The 17,608-nt window shown below is 60.7% G+C and carries 12 protein-coding genes; 10 read left to right on the top strand and 2 right to left on the bottom strand.

Features of this window, described 5'->3' with window-relative positions:
* Positions 1-343 precede the first annotated feature (343 nt).
* The 3 genes from dnaG to ACYQ2I_RS04745 all read left to right on the top strand — a co-directional run bounded on the left by dnaG (position 344) and on the right by ACYQ2I_RS04745 (position 5,058).
* Positions 344-2,251 (top strand): DNA primase, encoded by a 1,908-nt coding sequence (dnaG, locus tag ACYQ2I_RS04755; RefSeq protein ID WP_460165851.1) that lies wholly within the window; start codon positions 344-346, stop codon positions 2,249-2,251.
* A 131-nt stretch (positions 2,252-2,382) separates the two neighbouring features.
* Complete coding sequence (locus ACYQ2I_RS04750; protein WP_460165850.1) at positions 2,383-4,020, top strand: sigma-70 family RNA polymerase sigma factor; 1,638 nt, start codon at positions 2,383-2,385, stop codon at positions 4,018-4,020.
* A 264-nt stretch (positions 4,021-4,284) separates the two neighbouring features.
* Positions 4,285-5,058: a zinc ribbon domain-containing protein gene (locus ACYQ2I_RS04745; RefSeq protein ID WP_460165849.1), complete on the top strand. Its 774-nt coding sequence runs from the start codon at positions 4,285-4,287 to the stop codon at positions 5,056-5,058.
* A 45-nt stretch (positions 5,059-5,103) separates the two neighbouring features.
* Here the strand turns inward: ACYQ2I_RS04745 and ACYQ2I_RS04740 are convergent, their stop codons facing one another.
* Complete coding sequence (locus ACYQ2I_RS04740) at positions 5,104-6,234, bottom strand: FAD:protein FMN transferase (protein ID WP_460165848.1); 1,131 nt, start codon at positions 6,232-6,234, stop codon at positions 5,104-5,106.
* A 272-nt stretch (positions 6,235-6,506) separates the two neighbouring features.
* On the opposite strand from ACYQ2I_RS04740, the gene ACYQ2I_RS04735 reads away from it, so the two are divergent.
* The 7 genes from ACYQ2I_RS04735 to ACYQ2I_RS04705 all read left to right on the top strand — a co-directional run bounded on the left by ACYQ2I_RS04735 (position 6,507) and on the right by ACYQ2I_RS04705 (position 16,647).
* Complete coding sequence (locus ACYQ2I_RS04735; RefSeq protein WP_460165847.1) at positions 6,507-7,742, top strand: Gfo/Idh/MocA family protein; 1,236 nt, start codon at positions 6,507-6,509, stop codon at positions 7,740-7,742.
* Between the two features lie 448 nt (positions 7,743-8,190).
* Entirely contained in the window at positions 8,191-8,820 is a 630-nt protein-coding gene (locus ACYQ2I_RS04730) for a TIGR03936 family radical SAM-associated protein (RefSeq protein WP_460165846.1), read from the top strand.
* An 84-nt stretch (positions 8,821-8,904) separates the two neighbouring features.
* The gene (locus ACYQ2I_RS04725) at positions 8,905-10,545 is read left to right on the top strand and encodes an Rne/Rng family ribonuclease (protein ID WP_460165845.1); all 1,641 of its coding nucleotides are present in this window, start codon (positions 8,905-8,907) and stop codon (positions 10,543-10,545) included.
* Between the two features lie 281 nt (positions 10,546-10,826).
* Positions 10,827-11,909: a hypothetical protein gene (locus tag ACYQ2I_RS04720; protein WP_460165844.1), complete on the top strand. Its 1,083-nt coding sequence runs from the start codon at positions 10,827-10,829 to the stop codon at positions 11,907-11,909.
* Positions 11,870-13,315, top strand: coding sequence for an MBOAT family O-acyltransferase (locus ACYQ2I_RS04715; protein ID WP_460165843.1), 1,446 nt, complete (start codon positions 11,870-11,872; stop codon positions 13,313-13,315). The genes ACYQ2I_RS04720 and ACYQ2I_RS04715 overlap by 40 nt, the downstream gene beginning before the upstream one ends.
* A gap of 112 nt (positions 13,316-13,427) precedes the next feature.
* Positions 13,428-15,161: a hypothetical protein gene (locus tag ACYQ2I_RS04710; protein ID WP_460165842.1), complete on the top strand. Its 1,734-nt coding sequence runs from the start codon at positions 13,428-13,430 to the stop codon at positions 15,159-15,161.
* 40 nt (positions 15,162-15,201) lie between these two features.
* On the top strand, positions 15,202-16,647 hold the full coding sequence (locus tag ACYQ2I_RS04705; protein WP_460165841.1) for an alpha-L-fucosidase: 1,446 nt from the start codon (positions 15,202-15,204) through the stop codon (positions 16,645-16,647).
* A 52-nt stretch (positions 16,648-16,699) separates the two neighbouring features.
* On the opposite strand, the gene ACYQ2I_RS04700 is transcribed toward ACYQ2I_RS04705, so the two are convergent.
* Positions 16,700-17,431, bottom strand: a complete 732-nt coding sequence (locus ACYQ2I_RS04700) for an RraA family protein (RefSeq protein ID WP_460165840.1) — start codon at positions 17,429-17,431, stop codon at positions 16,700-16,702.
* Positions 17,432-17,608: the final 177 nt, after the last annotated feature.

Here is a 17,608-nt window from a genome sequence, read left to right as displayed (position 1 = left end):
CGAGCGTCCGCGTCGGGAGTCATCGTCTCTTTTCATCATAACGAGGCCCCGGGAAAGTCCACCCCTCCCAGTGCGGCGCACGGGTGCCGCGACGAGGGCGAACCGTGCCTTTCGGCTCGCGTTGACCGTTTTTCGGCTTCGCGCTATAATCGCTTCACCGTCACACGAAGCGAACGGCCGAACATCGACGGCGGAAGCCCACGGAAAGGGCCTTCGACGTTTGGAGTTCGGCGCCCGAGTCGAGAATTTGGATGACGACGCGGGAAGAAGTCGACGAAGCTTCGACGGAACGACTCGTCTCTTGATTCCGAACGCCGTGACGGCAAGGCAAAAGGATTTGCCCGTGCTCGCCACTGTTGTAGACAAGGATGTCGCTCTCACCTTCGGGGAGTCGCCTCGCGCGATGCCGCTCGGTCCCTATTCCGACGCCAAGGAACAAATCCGGCAGGCCGTCAATATCGTCGACCTGGTGGAGAGCTACTTCCCCCTGCGCCGCCAGGGCCGGAACTTCGTCGGGTTGTGTCCGTGGCACGACGACCACCGCCCCAGCCTTCAAGTAAACCCCGAACGTCAAACCTTCCGCTGCTGGGTGTGCGACATCGGCGGCGACATTTTCACTTTCGTGATGCGGATGGAGAACGTCGAGTTCCCCGAGGCGCTTGCCCTTCTGGCCGAGCGGGCGGGAATCGATTTGAAACCTCGCAAGTCGGGCGACCCCGGCGAAAAGGCGCCCGTCAGTCGAAAGCAGCTGATGTACCGCGCCGCCGCATGGGCCGAGGCGCAATACCACCAATGCCTTCTCGAATCCCCCGAAGCCGAACCGGCCCGACGCTATCTCGCCGAAAGGCAGATCCCCGACGAATTCGTGCGGCGTTTTCGGCTGGGCTTTTCACCGCTCGATCCCGAATGGATCTACCGTAGAGCACTGGCCGTCAAGGCCAACCCGAAGGTGCTCGAAGCAATCGGCGTGCTGGCGCGTTCGGATCGCGGCGTGTACGATCGCTTCCGCGGCCGGTTGTTGTTTTCGATCCGTAATCCGCAAGGAAAACCGGTCGGTTTCGGAGGACGCGTGTTGCCCGAGTTGGGCACGGGCAGTCCGGCAAAATACGTCAATTCCCCCGAAACGCCGCTGTTCGCCAAGAGCCGGTTGTTGTTCGGTCTGGATCTCGCTCGCGAGACCATGCGCAAGACCGGCACCGCGCTGGTCATGGAAGGCTATACCGACGTCATCATGGCGCATCGGTTCGGCTTTACGAACGCGGTGGCGGTCTTGGGCACGGCGTTGGGTAACGATCACATTCGATTGTTGAACCGCTATGCCGACCGCGTCGTCCTCATTCTCGACGGCGACGAGGCCGGACGACGGCGGACGAACGAGGTTTTGAGTCTGTTCGTAGCGCGCGGCGTCGATATTCGGGTGCTCACGCTGCCGGAAGGCCTCGATCCGTGCGATTATTTGCTGCATCACGGGGCCGAAGCCTTTCAACAAGCGCTGGAAAACGACGCACTCGACGCGCTCGATCACGCCTTCGCCGAGGTCACCCGCGGAATCGACCTGGTGAACGACATTCCGGGGGTAACGAAGGCGGTCGATCAGTTGTTGACGATCCTTGCGCAAGCACCGAGGGCGGTCGGCGAGACGACGGCGGCGCAGCAAGCCCGCGAATGGAAAATCCTGTCGCGGCTGGCCGTGCAGGCACGCATCGATGAAGCCATCCTTCGGCGTCGCTTGAAAGAGTTGCGTCGAGGGCGGCGTGTCGCGCCGGCCGATCGCGCCGTTCAAACCGCGAAGCCCCAAGCCAAGTCGCTGCCGCCGTTGGAACGCGACTTCCTCGAACTATTGTTGGCCCATCCAGACATTGTCACCAAGGCGATCGGGGTCGTTCGTCCCGAAGACATGACCGCCCCCGTCGCAAGGCGGATCTACGAGGCGGCCCTCGAATTGCACGACCAGGGCGAGCCGGTCGACTTCGATCGTTTGATGTTGGCCTTCGACGATCCCGAAACAAAGAACCTGCTGGTCGAACTGGACGAAGCCGTTCGGTCGATGGAAATGAGTTCCCCGAACGAGGTGTGGCTCCAGTGGGAGGCCGGCTACCGAGCTTATCAAGCGAACAAGGAACGTGCGGCGTTGGAAAACGCCCTGCGATCCGGTTCCCTGGACGCCGACGCGCAGCGTGAAGCGTTGCGGCGGCTGGTGGAACAACAACGAAATCGCCAGAGAGGGACATCCGAGCCCACGGAAGGGTGAGGTCTCTGGCTTAGCGACCCGCGGCGGCGAACTCGTTCCCGCACGCCGTTGATTCGACAACTCGTCGGAATCATTCCGCCGCGTCGTTGCGATCCCCCTACGCGTCATGGAAGCGCGAAAGGAGGCGACCCGTGATCCGTCACGATCCGCACTTGCAGCAATTGGTCACCAAGGGCAAGGAGCAAGGAGGCTACCTGTTCTACGACCAAGTCCTCTCCTATCTGCCCGATGAATCGCTCAGCCCGGAAAAACTCGATCGGCTGTTGATCGCTCTGGAAGACGCCGGCATCGAGTTGAAATACGGCCATGCCGACGATCCCGACTCGGAACCGGAACCGACGTTCGACGGCGCGCCGCTGCGCAACCTGTTTCCCGACGACGCCCCCAAGTGGAGCAGCGATCCGATCCGGCTGTATCTCAGCCAGATGTCGGAGATTCCGCTGCTGACCCGCAGCGAAGAGATCGCCCTGGCAAAAACGATCGAAGTCACCCGCAAACGTTTCCGCCGCACGATGATGGGCTGCCATCTCGTGCTGAAAAAGGCCGTCCAGATCCTCGAAGGCGTGTACGAAGGACGTTTGGCCTTCGAACGAACGCTCAAAATCTCGCTGACCGACCAATTGACGCGCGAGCAGATCAGCGGTCGCATGCCGCACAACTTGCGGACGCTGAAGGCCCTGATGCAGGCCAACGAGCGGGATTTCCGGCGATTGATCAACCGTCGCACGCCGCCGGGAATCAAAGCCCGCGCCCGCCGACGGTTTCTCAGCCGTCGCCGAAAGATGCTGATCCTCGTCGAAGAGCTAGGCTTGCGCACGCGACGCGTACAGGCCATGATGAGCGAAATGGAACAAGCGGCCGCGCGCATGCGGGAAATCCGCCGTCGTCTCGACGAATTGAAGACCCAACCGGCGCCGCTGGGCGAACGGGAACGCTTGCGCCGCGAACTGCGCGACTTGATGATCGCCACCCAAGAATCGCCCCGCAGCCTGGAACTGCGTGTGAAACGAATGCGGGCGCGGTTCCAAGACTTCGAAGACGCCAAGCGGCGGCTCTCCAACGGCAACCTCCGCCTGGTCGTCTCGATCGCCAAGAAATATCGCAATCGCGGGTTGAGTTTCCTCGATTTGATTCAGGAAGGCAACACCGGGCTCATGCGGGCGGTCGACAAGTACGAATACCGCCGCGGTTTCAAGTTCTCGACCTACGCCACATGGTGGATTCGGCAGGCGATCACCCGCGCGATCGCCGATCAGGCACGGACCATCCGCATCCCCGTTCACATGATCGACGTCCTCGGGAAACTGCGAAACGCCTCGCGCAGGCTCTTGCAAGAATGGGGCCGAGAACCGACAACAGAGGAAATTGCCGAAGAAGCGGGCGTGCCGATCGAAGAAGCCCGTCGCGTGCTCGACATCGGCCGCAATCCCGTCAGCCTGGATCGCCCCATCGGCGAAGGCGAAGATGCCAGCTTCGGCGAATTGGTCGCCGATCAATCCCAGGAAAAACCGGACAACGTCGCCCATCGTGATCTGCTTCGCGAGAAGATCGAAAACCTCCTCAAGACCCTCACCTACCGCGAGCGGGAAATCATCCGCCTGCGGTACGGGCTCGGCGACGGGTACACCTACACGCTCGAAGAAGTCGGCCGCATCTTCAAGGTCACCCGCGAACGCGTCCGACAAATCGAAGCCAAGGCGGTGGAGAAACTGCAACATCCCGTGCGCGCGGGGCAACTGGCCGCGTTCCTGGAACGTGCTGCCGGTTGACCGCGACACCGCCGACCGTCCATCGCGACGGGCCGTCTCGCCCCATGAGACGGCCCGTTTTCATTCGGCGGACCTTCTTCGCTCCGCCGAATGGAAAGAGGACCTGCCTCCTCCACCGCTTGATCCCGAGTGCAGAGAAAACTATCGTGAATGCGTTCCGGCGACTCGACGGGCTGCGTCCGGCATTGCGCCGCGGGCTGCTGCCGCCTGTCGCCTGTTCTTTCTCATCGAAAATCGGCACCCTCATCGACAGAGAGGATTCAGATGACGTCGTCGGCCCGTACCATCAACGAAACCTTGCGCGATCTTCACCTTGCGCATCAACAAGCTGAACAATTGCGAGCAAGACTCAGTCGCGGCCCACGGATTCAAGCTGCATTCAAGAAGAAAATCCAAGAGGCCCAGCAAGCACTAGAAGCCGTTCGCGAAGCGCACCGCAAGCTCGAATCGGCCGTCCGCGAGAAGCAAGGCCAATACGACCAAAACCTTGCCACCATCCAGCGGCGCAAGGGCCAGCTCATGGAGGCCAAGAGCAACCGCGAGTACCAAATGCTGAAGGACCAGATCGCCGCCGACGAGATGGCCAACAGCGTATTGGCCGACGAGATCATCGATCTGATGACCCGCGCCGAAGAAAAAGCCGAAGAGGTCAAAGAAGCCGAAAAGGCGCTCGCCGCCGTTCAGGCCGAAGCCGAGAAGGCCGCCAAAACCTTCGCCGAAGAAGCCCCCACCATCGAGGCCGACTTGCAACGCGTCGAAGAACGTATTCGCGCGCTCGAGGAAGCCCTTCCGGCGCGTCCCGAGCACGAACGCGCGAACGAGCAACGCGAAGGGGTGCGGCAATTGTATCGCCGCGCTTTGGCCAGCATGGGAGCTCAAGCCTTGGCCGAAGTGCGAAACGGCGTCTGTTCCGGCTGCAATCAGCGAATCCCCCTCAACCAGCTCAACAACCTGCTGCTGGGTCACACGTCGTGCTGCCGCGCCTGCGGCCGGGTTCTCTATCCCGAAGAAACGACGGGCAATTCGCCGAGCGATTGAGACACAATGTGCCGAGGGGACGACACGCCCTCAACGGGGAAAATCCTACGCCGAAGGAGGCTGCTCGCTCGCCTCGCAGGGGTGGAAATCCAATTCTGCGCCCACACGGAGGATTTCGGGCGTCTGCGGTGTACGCCCCCGGCGGATCAGTAGCGCTCCGACGCCCGGATGGCACTCGCAGTAGCGTTCGATTTCTTCTTCCCGCATCACGAAGAAGGCGGTCGCCAGCGCGTCGGCCTCGGTCGCCGTCGGCGCCGTGACGGTGACCGACAAGAAATGATCGGCTGGATATCCCGTGCGCGGGTCGATCACGTGGCCGTACCGCTTCCCCCGATGCCGAAAGAACTGAAGCGCCGAACCGCTTGTCCCCAGCGCGGCATTCCGCAGCCGCAAGATACCCAACCGCTCTCCACGTTTTAGCGGATGTGCCACCCCGATCGGCCAACCGCCTTCGGGTTCGGGCGTTTCGGGCGATCGCCATCGCGTTCCGCGGGCGATGATGCTGCTGTAACCGGCGTGACACAGGTAATCGCCGATCTCGGCTTCGTCCAAGCAGGCAGCACAACGATCGAGCGCATATCCTTTACCGATGCTGCCCAGATTCAGCTCCAAGTTTTCTTGACGAAACCGCACACGGCACGACGACGCATCCAATTCGAGATACTGAGAACCGACATCGCGCAGCGTATCCCGAATCTCGGAGTCGTCGGGCACTCTCGGGCGATGATCGGCGAAGCCCCAAATCCGCCACAACGGCGAGGCGGTAATGTCGAACGCCCCTTGGGTTTCTTCCCAAATCTTCTTCGAAGTTTCCAACAGCGAAAACAATCCGGGCTCGACTTTGACAGACTGGAACGACGCCACCGCGTTGACGCGGTTCAGTTCGCTCGAGCTTCGGAAGAATGACATTTGCTGTTCCAGCGGCTCGACGCGTTCGATTGCCGCCAGGGCGGCACGGTCCGCTTGGTCGTACTGTCCCAAGTTGAACAGGAATTCGAACTCGCAGGCCATCGCCCGCGTGGAAAACGCCAATTGGTACGCCCCATGGAGCGGTCCAATTCCCGTCCGGCCGGTCGATCGGCCCTGCCCCTCCTCGCCGGACGAGGGTACGGACCGATCGGGATCGGGTTTTGCCCGACCGCGCAAAAAATCACGCCGGGAACTTCCACCGCTCATGAACGCCTTCCCCTCAGTCTCACGTCGACACGCTGCGTTGCCGGTTTGCTCCGCCAAGCTCGCAATTTCACCATGCGTTTCATCATACCGCCGACATGCGGCGTTGTCGTCGCAGGCCGGAATTCGGATTTTCCCTCTGCCGCAGCGGTGGATTCGCCGGCCGCCGATGCTTGCTTTCGGCGGGTGCTTCGACTATCACACCGATCAAGCGTTTTCCGATCGCATGATCGTTCCCATCCCGTTGCCTCGCCTACCCGAAAAGGAGAGACGCCGTGCCCACTGAACGCCGTCGTTTCCTGTCCCTTTCCGCCAAGACCGCCGTCGCCGCTACCGTTTTGCCGAGTGCCCGGCTCGCATTGGGAAGCCAAGCAAACGAGCGCATTCGCGTGGGCGTCATCGGCCAGGGCGGACGCGGACGCATGATTACCCGCATGTTCGCCGAACACGGCGGATACGAAGTCGTCGCTGTAGCGGACTACTTTCCCAAAATCGCCCAAGCGGGAGCCGCTGCGGTAAAGGTTCCCGAAAAGGCGGCTTTCAGCGGACTCTCGGCGTACAAGCGCCTGCTTGATTACGGTGTCGATGCCGTCGCCTTGCAAACCCCTCCATACTTTTTCCCGATTCATGCCGCTGCCGCCGTCGAGGCCGGATGCCATGTGTACGTAGCCAAGCCGGTCGCCATCGACGTGCCCGGCTGCAAGACGATTGCCGAACTCGGCCGGCGTTCGACGGCCGACGATCGCGTGTTCCACGTCGACTTCCAGTTGCGCTACATGCCGCAATTCGTGCAATGCCTGGAATATCTGCGACAGGGAAAGCTGGGTAAGATTCGTTTCGTTCGGGCCTATTACAACGATGAAGGCCGCGAAGACCGCCGAGTCGAAAAAGACATCTCGGAACTGTTCACCGGCCTGCGGTGGGCCATGTGCCGAGAACTGGGCGGCGATCGCATCGTTTCGGCGGGCATTCACGCCGTCGATACGGCACTGGCGGTGATCGGCACGCATCCGCTGAAGGTGTGCGGCGTCGTGCAGCAAAGTCGAGCCAATCCCGTCAACACGGCAATGGACACGGCGTCGCTCACCTACACGTTCCCCGACGGCGTGATCATGAACTACTCGGGTGACCAGTTCCGCAACTACCATTTCGAAATCGATCTGTTCGCGGGCGTGAAAGCCTACGCCGACGGCGGCTACATGCAAACCCACTACGGCAAGGCAAGCATCCCCGGTGCCGGCGACACGAAAATGCGGAGCGGCGACTGGCGGTACGAAGGCGGAGAAATGCCCGATTTGTACCAATGGGGGGCCAGGCACAATATCAAACTGTTCCACGAGTGCATCCGCGACGGACGATTCGACAATGCCACCGTCCCCACGGCTGTGGACGCCAATCTAACCTGTTTGATGGGGTCCTATGCCGGTCGTCGGGGTGGCGAAATGACCTGGGACGAGCTGCTCGCCGACGAAGAGCGTGCAGTTCCCGACCTTCGGGGCCTCAAAGAATGACACCCCCACTTTCGAGGTATACCGCACAATCTACGGGATCAAGAGAGCTGGCAAAAATCGGCGGCGTCTGGTATGTTCACACAGGTTGAGGCGGTGTTCGGCTACCCTCGGCGGGGACTTCGCCGTAGCGGTCACATACAGACGACACCGATCTCCTCCTTTTGCGACGATGACGACGTTCTCGCCGGACCGTCGACGGCCGATCGTCCGGAAATGAGAACGTGATCGCTCATCGGTCGACCATCGATGCATACACACAATTCGTCGGGCGGCCGCCGAACATGCACCGCAGGCCGCCCCGCCGAGAGGCTGCCCCACGCGTCGGACCGCCGCGCTACGGCCGGCCGGAGGGTCTCCGTCTCGGCACCGTTCGGAACGTCGTTTGATACACCATGTCACAACCTTTGAGGTCCCGGCCCAAACGGCAACGGCCGGGATGATCGAACCAATGGTTCGACAACGAGTGCGTATTCGATTCAGTAAGCAGGGAAACTTGCGATTTCTGGGACATCACGATTTCGTTCGCTTGGTGGAACGCCTTTTTCGCCGGGCGGGCGTGCGGGCGGCCCTGAGCGAGGGGTACCATCCCAAACCCCGTTTGGCCTTCCCCGCAGCGTTGGCGGTGGGGATCGAGGGCCGCGACGAGGTCATGGAAGTCGAATTGGCCGACTCGATGCCCGTCGACGAACTCTTGGAACGACTGAACAGCCAAGCCGAAGAAGGCTTGGTTTTTCATTCCGCCGAGTTGATGCCTGCCGGATCACGCAAGGCCCGCGCCGGCGGTATGGTCTACCGGATCGCCGTCCCGCCGCAGCGCAAGGCGGCCGTACAACAAGAGGTCGCCGCGATTCTGGCTTCCACCTCTTATCCGGTTCTTCGACGCCATAAAGGAAAGACGGTCGACGTCCGACCTTTGATCGACGACCTGGAACTCGACGGAGACGAACTGGTCATGCGTCTCCGAATCGGTGAACGGGGAAGTATCGGCCCCCGTGAAATCCTCGAAGAACTGGACCTCGCCGACCTGGAATCCCGGGGAGCGATCCTTACCCGCAGCAAAGTGGAGCTGGTCTCGTGATGTCGCGTTGCATCTGCAATTCGATTCCTCCTGCTTACGCCTCGCAACGTACTCGCCTCGGGTGCCGCAAAAAAAGGCGAGAACATGAAACAGGAAATGCTGATCAACGTCGCGCAACCGGAAGAATGCCGGATTGCCATCGTTGAAGACGGCCGCCTGGAAGAGCTCTACATCGAGCGCACCACGCAAGACAGTTACGTCGGCAACATCTACAAGGGTGTCGTCGTCAACCTGGAACCCAGCATCCAGGCGGCGTTCGTCGACTTCGGCGTCGGACGCAACGGGTTCCTGCACATCAGCGATGTCGAGCCGAATTATTTCCGGCAAGGCGGATACGATCCCGAAAAGATTTTCGACGTCAACGCGCCGGCCGAGGCCCTGGTAGGTGCCCGCAACGGCAACGAAACAAACGGCGGAAATAGTTCTTCCCGAGCGTCCAATCGGCGCAACAATCGGTACCGCAACGCGAATCGTCCGCGGGTGAAACCTCCGATTCAAAGTATCTTCCGCCGCGGCGACGAAGTCATCGTCCAAGTAATCAAAGAGGGCATCGGCTCGAAAGGGCCGACCCTATCGACCTACATCAGCATACCGGGCCGATACCTCGTGTTGATGCCCGCTTTGGGACGGGTCGGCATCTCCCGCAAGATCGAAGACGAAGCGACACGTCGCCGTTTGCGGGACATCATGGTGGAACTCCACCCGCCGAAAGGCTTGGGCTTCATCGTTCGTACCGCCGGTGCCGACCGCACGCGGAAAGAACTCTCCCGCGATCTGGCTTACCTGTTGCGGCTGTGGAAGGTAATCGCCAAGCGGATCAAGACGCTTCCCGGGCCGGTCGACATCTACCAAGAAAGCGACATGATCATCCGCACGATTCGAGACATCTTCTCCTCGGACGTCGGCACGATCGTGATCGACGAGCCCACGGCCTACGAGCGGGCAAAAGAATTTCTGCACATGGTGATGCCGCGCCGCGTCGATTGTCTGCAATTGTACGAGGGCAAGGAGCCGCTGTTCGATCGCTACGGCATCGAAAAAGAGATCGCCATGATCCACCAGCGCAAGGTTCCCTTGCCCGAAGGCGGATCGATCGTCATCGACCAGACCGAGGCGCTGGTCGCCATCGACGTGAACAGCGGCAATTTTCGGGCGGACGATTCGGCCGAGGAAACCGCTTACCAAATCAACCTGATGGCCGCCAAGGAAATCGCCCGCCAGATCCGACTCCGCGACCTGGGCGGCGTGATCGTCAACGACTTCATCGACATGCGGAAGGAGCGCCATCGCCGCGGCGTCGAGCGGGCGCTGCGCAATGCCGTTCGACGCGACCGTGCACGAACGAAAATCCTTCGCACCAGCCCCTTCGGCCTGATCGAAATGACCCGACAACGTATCCGGCCGAGTCTGAAACGGACGTTGTACCAAGACTGTCCCCTGTGCCATGGCGCCGGACTGGTCAAAACGGCCGAAACGATGGCCATCGAGACTCTTCGCAAGCTCATCCTCGTGGCGCAAACGAAATCGGCGGCCGAAATCTCGATCACCGTCGCCGACGAGGTCGCCGCCTATCTGAATAACAAGAAGCGACGACAACTCAACGAATTGGAAGAAAAGAACAATCTGCACCTCCGAGTCATCGGTGAGAAGCATGTTTCACCAGAGCACTTGGCTATCGAGGTGCGCGATGCGCAAGGACGTGCCGTCCCGGTCGACCTCGACTGAACTCGGCAACGCATCGTAACGAAAAACCGACGGCGGTCGCCGCTTGCGGCCGCCGGTTTTTGTGCGCCCTCGGCGCAGCGAACTCTTTTCCCGGGCACCGAGCAAATCTGCAGCGCCTAGGCAATGTGCGCAACCTGAAGGCATATGCCTGCCCGTGTTCCCTGTCCGTGAATGCGGCCGACTTTGCGCACACCGTTTCCCCTTGACGAAACGTACGCCGTCCAGCTAGTATCCCTGCCCTTACGTACAATCCGTCGACAGCCGCCATGGAGCACAAGGCCGTGCTTCACATACCACGATCTTCTACGCCCGATTTAGCGACAGCCCGACGCACGCTGCGTCGAAATCTGCTGATCATGGCCGGTTGTACGCTGTCGGGTGCCGTCATGGCGTTTTTCGCCATGCCGTTCTTGGCCAAGCGGCTGCCGACCGATCTTTCGCGATCTTCGCACATCCTCGAGGTCGTGCACGCTCCCGCGGGCGAGCCCGAAATATGCTTTTTCGGCAACAGCGTCGTCATGAACGGGCTGGACGCCAAGCGACTTTCGGAGGCCCTCCCCGAACACCCCGAAATCTGGAATCTCAGCAGCACGGGGCAACAGCTTTGGGAAAGCATCTTGCTTCAACAAGACCTTCCCGATTCCGTTCGCGTGGTCGTGCAGGGTGTGTTTGCCAACACGCTGGAAGAGCCGCCGAGCATTCCACCGAACAAATACAATGCCTTGGTCATGTACGGGTTTCGGCCCAACGAGCAAACCAATCGCTGGGCGAAGTCTTACCTGGAAGCGTCGAGCCGCGATTATTTCTTCGCCTCGCCGCTGCGTCATCGGTTCGATGCCCGCTGGATGCTTTCCGGCTGGTTCAACACGTGTGTGCGCTCGACATTGCGTTCCGACTTGACCGTCGATCGCGCGCAGACGGACCTGTACTATCCGCGTGCCTACACACGCAAGATTCCCGATTCGGTCCTGGAACACCAATTGGCAAAGTACATCGCGGGCCATCCGCCGGGCGAATTTCATCCCGACCCGCAAACAGAAGCCTTGCTTGTCGAACTAGCCGAATCGTATCGGCGTCGCGGCGTGCGATTCGTATTGTGGATCTTGCCGCGCCACCCCGAATATTCCCAGAAAGCGCTGGGAGAAGACTTCAAGCACGGACTGGCCGAGTACTTGGCGCGTCTCCAGATCGAACACGGCATTACGGTCGTCAATACACTGGACACCCTACCCGCCGAGCGGTTCGTCGACGGCTCACACCCGGACGACATCGGTGCGGCGATCCTGTCGCAAGCCATCGCCGGCGATTTGAAGGACATCGCGGTATGCTCTTCTACACACCCCAGTTCCTCATCTTTACGCTGATCCTGTTCGCCTGCCTGGCGATTTGGCGACGGCGGCGTCCGCAGAAGCTCCTGCTTCTGGCGGCCAGCTACATCTTCTACATGTGGTGGAACCCGGCATTCATCCTTTTGATCGTTTTTTCGACAGCGGTCGATTTTTTCGTCGGGCGCCGGTTGGAACGTGAAAGCCGTCCTGCTCGCCGCAAGCTCTTGCTGATCCTCAGCCTGACGGCCAATCTGGGCTTGCTGGGCATCTTCAAGTACGCGAACTTCTTCGCCGCAAACATGTACGGCCTGTTGCGACTGTTCGGTTATCAGGCCGGCTGGTCCGAGTTGAACATCATTCTGCCGGTCGGCATCTCGTTTTACACGTTTCAAACTCTCAGCTACACGATCGACGTGTATCGAGGCCAGCTCAAGGCCTGTCGTGATCCGCTCGACTTCGCGTTGTTCGTCGCCTTCTTTCCGCAACTGGTGGCCGGGCCGATCGTGCGCGCCAGCGACTTTCTCCCGCAGATCAATCGTTTTCGGCCGTTGCGATTCGACCGTTACGCCTTTTTCTTGTTCGCTCGCGGGTTGATCAAAAAAGTTTTGATTGCCGACAATGTCGCACACCTGGCCGATGCCGTGTTCAGCAATCCCGGTGCATGGCCGAGCCTGGTCATTTGGTTGGCGACGGTGTGCTTCTACGTGCAAATCTACTGCGACTTCTCCGGATACAGCGATATGGCGATCGCCTTGGCGAGAGTGCTGGGATTCCGCCTTCCCGAGAACTTTCGGCGACCTTACTTCTCGACGTCACCCAGCGAGTTCTGGCGTCGCTGGCATATCAGCCTTTCGACCTGGCTGCGTGACTACCTGTACATCCCCCTTGGCGGAAACCGGCACGGCCCGGCGAAGACGCGTCGCAACCTGATGATCACGATGCTCCTGGGCGGCCTGTGGCACGGTGCCAGTTGGAACTTCGTGTTGTGGGGATTTCTGCACGGTCTGGCATTGATCGTGCATCGGCAATGGCGTGCCCACGTGCGTCCCCATCTCGAACCGTACCTGGCGAAAAAACCGATCGCCGGATTGTACCATCTGGGCAGTTGGGCGGCTTTGCAATACTGGGTCCTTCTCACGTGGCTGGTGTTTCGTGTATCCGACACCTCGGCCATGCTCACGGCACTGCGAAAGTTCGTCTTGTTCGATGCCGATTTCAACGTCGCTTCACTGGGGCTCGGCGCACTTTCGGTCTTCTCCACGCTGCTGTTCTTGTTCGTCTTCTTTCTGCTGCATGGTTGGTCGGAGCGCTCGGGCGGGTTGGATCGCCGCTTGGCCCGCGCGCCGCTATGGCTGGCAGCACCGGTTTGCGTTCTGATCGGTGCTTCGTTGTTCTTCTTCTGGCCGCTGGCCGAGGCACCGTTCATCTACTTCCAGTTTTGAGTGGGAACCGCCCGCAGCACGACGTTCTCGGCGGGAATTTCTTGCAGCTGCATGCGCGGCAAAAGAAAATGGTCGGTGCCGACGACGTCCCTTTCGGTTCAGGAGACCGACCATGAATCGCACCCTGCCTGCTCTTGCGGTATTCCCCCGTTGCGTGATCCTGCCCGCGGCACTGCTCGCCGCAACGCTCAGCATTTCGTTTCACACGGAGACGGCCGTCCGCGCCGCCGAACCCTTACCGCTGCGTTGGGTGTTCGTCTCGCGTTCGCTCCGCAGCGACCAGGACGTGGAAGACATCCGCCGTATCGTCGAGACGGCCTCACAGCACGGGCTCAACGGCATGGTTCTTTCAGCCGGCCTGGATCGCTTGTGCAAGCAACCGCCGGAATACTTCGGACGACTGGACCGCATTCTTGCGATCTGCCGCGAAAACAACGTCGAATTGATTCCGCAACTTTTTTCGGTCGGTTACGGCGGCAGCGTGTTGGCGCACGATCGGAACCTGGCGGCGGGCATTCCGTTGCGCGGGATCCGTTACCACGTGACCGGCAACCAGGCCGAGTTCGTCCCCGACGGTCATGTCGTAATCGACGGCGGTGATTTCGAGTCGTTCGACGGCGACCGCGTGAACGGCGCCCGCTTTCACGATCGCCCCGGCGACGTGAGTTTCGTCGACGACACGGTGTTTGCCGAAGGCGCCCATTCGTTGCGGTTCGAGAACATGGAGCGTTACGAACACGGACACGGCCGCGTGATGTTCGAGGTGCCCGTCAAACCGTATCACGCCTATCGCGTCACGTGTTTCGTCAAGACTGAAGGACTTCAACCCGAAGGATGCTTTCGTGTTCATATCCTGGCCGACAATCGGCCCCTGTCGCCGCAGGATCCGCGCATACCCTCGACATCCGATTGGAGGAAAGTCGTCGTCGGGTTCAACAGCTGGTCGTTCGACAAGGTCCGTGTGTATGCAGGCGTGTGGGGGGCGACCGGCGGCAAGTTCTGGGTCGACGGTCTGCAAATCGAAGAAGTCGGTCCGGTCAACCTGATTCGGCGGGAGGGCACGCCCGTCACGGTACGGAACGCCTCCGACGGCACGCTGTACGAAGAAGGCCGCGACTTTCTTCCGTGGTCCGATCCGCGACTGAACTTTCGGTTCGATCACCCGGCCCCCCCGATCGTGCTGACCGAAAACTCTCGCATCCCCGATGGCGCCGACCTGGTAATCGATGCCTACCACGCCTTCTCGATCAATCACGGACAAGTGACCGTGTGCATGTCGGAGCCGGCCCTGTACGACGTGTTTCGGGAAGAGGCACGGCTATTGAAAGAACATGTTCCCGCCAAACGATTCTTGCTGAGCATGGACGAAATCCGCCAAGGCGGTTCATGCGAAGCCTGCCGCCGTCGCCGCCTTTCGATGGGAGAAATCCTGGGCGATTGCATCACGAAACAAACGGCAATCCTGCGGGAACAGTTCCCCGACTGCGAGGTTTTCATCTGGTCCGACATGCTCGACCCGAACCATAACGCCCACGGCGATTATTACCTGGTCGAAGGCGACTTCACCGGTTCGTGGAACCACATCCCGCGTGATCTCGTCATCGTGTGCTGGTACTACGCCAAGCGGGAAGAAAGCCTGGCCCACTTCTCGAAATTGGGCTTCCGCACATTGGCCGGAGCGTACTATGACGGAGACACTCTCGAAAATCCTCGCAATTGGCTCGACGTCTTGAACCGCACGCCGAAGGCCGTCGGCATCATGTACACGACCTGGCAGAACAAATACGACCTGTTGGACGAGTTCGGGGACTTGGTTACTCAACCTCCCGCTTCGGTAAACCCGTAAACATCCGATATTGCATTCGCACCATATCGAGGAATTGGGGATGCATCGACGCAGTACTCGCAGGCGTTTTCTGAAAGCGATCTCGGCCGCCGCTGCCGCGCCGATCGGACTTCACGGTATGGCGACCGTCACGAGCGCGGCGACAACCGCAAGTGCGGCAACAAAATTGCCGCTTCCCACGCCCGCCCAGTTGCGGTGGCAAGATTACGAAGTCGGCGTCATCTTCCATTTCGACATGCCGATCGCCGCCCGCGCCGCGGCGCCGAACAACGCCACGAAACAAACCTTCGATCCGCAGCTCTACAACCCCGTGAAGCTGGACACCGATCAATGGGCCGAAGTTGCCAAGGCGGCCGGTGCCCGATACGCCGTATTCACCGCCACGCACTTCAACGGTTTCATGCAGTGGCAAAGCGACCTGTATCCCTACGGCGTCAAGCAGGCGGCGTGGCGAAACGGTAAAGGCGACGTGGTCGCCGATTTCGTCCGCTCGTGCCGCAAAGCGGGCCTTGCCCCCGGCATCTATTTGAGCACGCACCGCAACGCCTATCACACAGTCTGGGGACACTACGTCGACTGGGGAAAGGGCAAAGGGACGGCCGAGCAGGCGCGTTTCAATCGAATCGCCGAGGCGATGACCGACGAGTTGACTTCTCGCTACGGACCGCTCTGCCAAATCTGGTTCGATGCCGGCGTCAAGACGCCCGCCGAGGGCGGCCCCGATGTCCTTCCCATCTTCGAACGCAATCAACCCGACTCGATCTTCTATCACAACAAGGACCGCTCCGATCACCGGTGGATCGGCAACGAAAAAGGCTATGCCGCTGATCCGTGTTGGGCGACGATGCCCGGAGGCCGCGAAATCTCACACAATGCCGACGCATGGCGTCCGCTACTGGCCTCCGGCACCCCCGACGGCGCGGTGTGGTCCCCCGGCATGGTCGACGTGCCGCTTCGCGGATACGACGGCATCCACGACTGGTTTTGGGCCCCCGACCACGAACGCGGCATCGAACCGCTCGACCGGCTGTTGACGATGTACTACCAATCGGTCGGGCGCAACTGCAACTTCGTCATCGGGGCCGTCGTGTCGCCGGAAGGACTCGTGCCCGAGGCCGATGCGAAACGTCTTGCCGAATTCGGGCGGGAAATCCGGCGGCGCTTCGATCGTCCCGCAACCGCCGAAACAAACGGCAGCGGCCACGAATTTGTTCTCAGCTTCGACGAAAGCCGGACGATCGATCACATCATCATTCAAGAAGAGATCGCCCAAGGCGAGCGTATCCGAGGATTCGTGGTGCATTCGTTCGGTTCGGACGGAACCCCGAGAGAACTCGCGCGCGGCGAATCGATCGGCCACAAGCGAATCCTTCGTTTCGAACCGCGAAGCGTGTCGTCGCTCCGCTTGCAGATCACCGACTGGGTGGCGACACCTCACCTGCGCCGGTTCGCCGCCTTCGAGGCTCTTGATTCTCAGCAGCAATAAGCAATACCGGCACTCCGGCCGGGGCGCGCTCGTCCGCCGGTCAAGCGGGGCTTCAAGCCGAACGCCGCGACCGAATCGTTCGCCGCAGCCGCTCGACGGCGTCTTGAAAGTCACGATGTGCCGCCCGCAACCCGGCGATGCTCTTGGGTGAGGGGCCCTGCGCATAGTCGATCAAGATACGCTCGGCGGCGACGAACTCTGCGGCAACCTCCGCCACTTCCGAAGCGATCTCCGGCGGAATCGTCGTCACACCGTTCGCGTCGCCGTGGAGCAGGTCGCCCTCACGAATCGTCACCCCGCCCACGTGAACGGGCTCTCCCAAGTGCAGGATACGGCAATAACCGTGGGAGCATATGACGCTACCGGCGAACACGGGAAATTCGAGTCTCGCCACCTGTTCCAGATCGCGGCCCCCACCGCTGGTGATCAGCCCTACCGCGCGATGCGCTTGGTACACCGAGCACATGATCTCGCCGAAGGTCGCGCCGACGGGCGGATCGTCGAGATCCTGAAACACAACCACCGGCGGACCGGGCAGTGTCTCGAATCGCTCGACTTGTTCGACCAAGTCGGCGTAACCGCCTCCCGGCGGCGGTTCGCCCGCACTTCGAAACGAAGCCGTCGCCGCAAAACCGACCATCGGCCGCAGACCGGGAAACAACGCCCGAATCCGGTGATCGAGAAAGCCGCCGTCCCGCGGTCGCACGTCGAACAACTCGATCACATTGCAGATGGTGGGTGTATCGAAATCGGCCAGACGTAGGAGCGTTTCGTCGGAAACCATACTCCCCCCAACGGTATGTCATCGTGCATTCGGGTATTCGGCAATGTACCGATTGTACCGAATCGAGCACGCCTCGCCGAACATCGACGGCACACATCCCCCGAAAACACACGCAATGGGTTTTTTCCTCAAGCTACGGTAATAATGCCCTGCTTTCGATTGACAGTTGTCTTTGCC

It is taken from the genome of Thermostilla marina, assembly GCF_054657455.1.
This window is presented reverse-complemented; position numbering and strand designations above follow the sequence as displayed.

Bases quoted from the DNA above. Each gene is read 5' to 3' on its own strand.
- ACYQ2I_RS04705 (WP_460165841.1), top strand. From the start codon at position 15,202: ATGCATCGACGCAGTACTCGCAGGCGTTTTCTGAAAGCGATCTCGGCC.
- ACYQ2I_RS04740 (WP_460165848.1), bottom strand. From the start codon at position 6,234: ATGAGCGGTGGAAGTTCCCGGCGTGATTTTTTGCGCGGTCGGGCAAAA.
- ACYQ2I_RS04725 (WP_460165845.1), top strand. From the start codon at position 8,905: ATGAAACAGGAAATGCTGATCAACGTCGCGCAACCGGAAGAATGCCGG.
- ACYQ2I_RS04715 (WP_460165843.1), top strand. From the start codon at position 11,870: ATGCTCTTCTACACACCCCAGTTCCTCATCTTTACGCTGATCCTGTTC.
- ACYQ2I_RS04710 (WP_460165842.1), top strand. From the start codon at position 13,428: ATGAATCGCACCCTGCCTGCTCTTGCGGTATTCCCCCGTTGCGTGATC.
- ACYQ2I_RS04700 (WP_460165840.1), bottom strand. From the start codon at position 17,431: ATGGTTTCCGACGAAACGCTCCTACGTCTGGCCGATTTCGATACACCC.
- ACYQ2I_RS04745 (WP_460165849.1), top strand. From the start codon at position 4,285: ATGACGTCGTCGGCCCGTACCATCAACGAAACCTTGCGCGATCTTCAC.
- ACYQ2I_RS04730 (WP_460165846.1), top strand. From the start codon at position 8,191: ATGGTTCGACAACGAGTGCGTATTCGATTCAGTAAGCAGGGAAACTTG.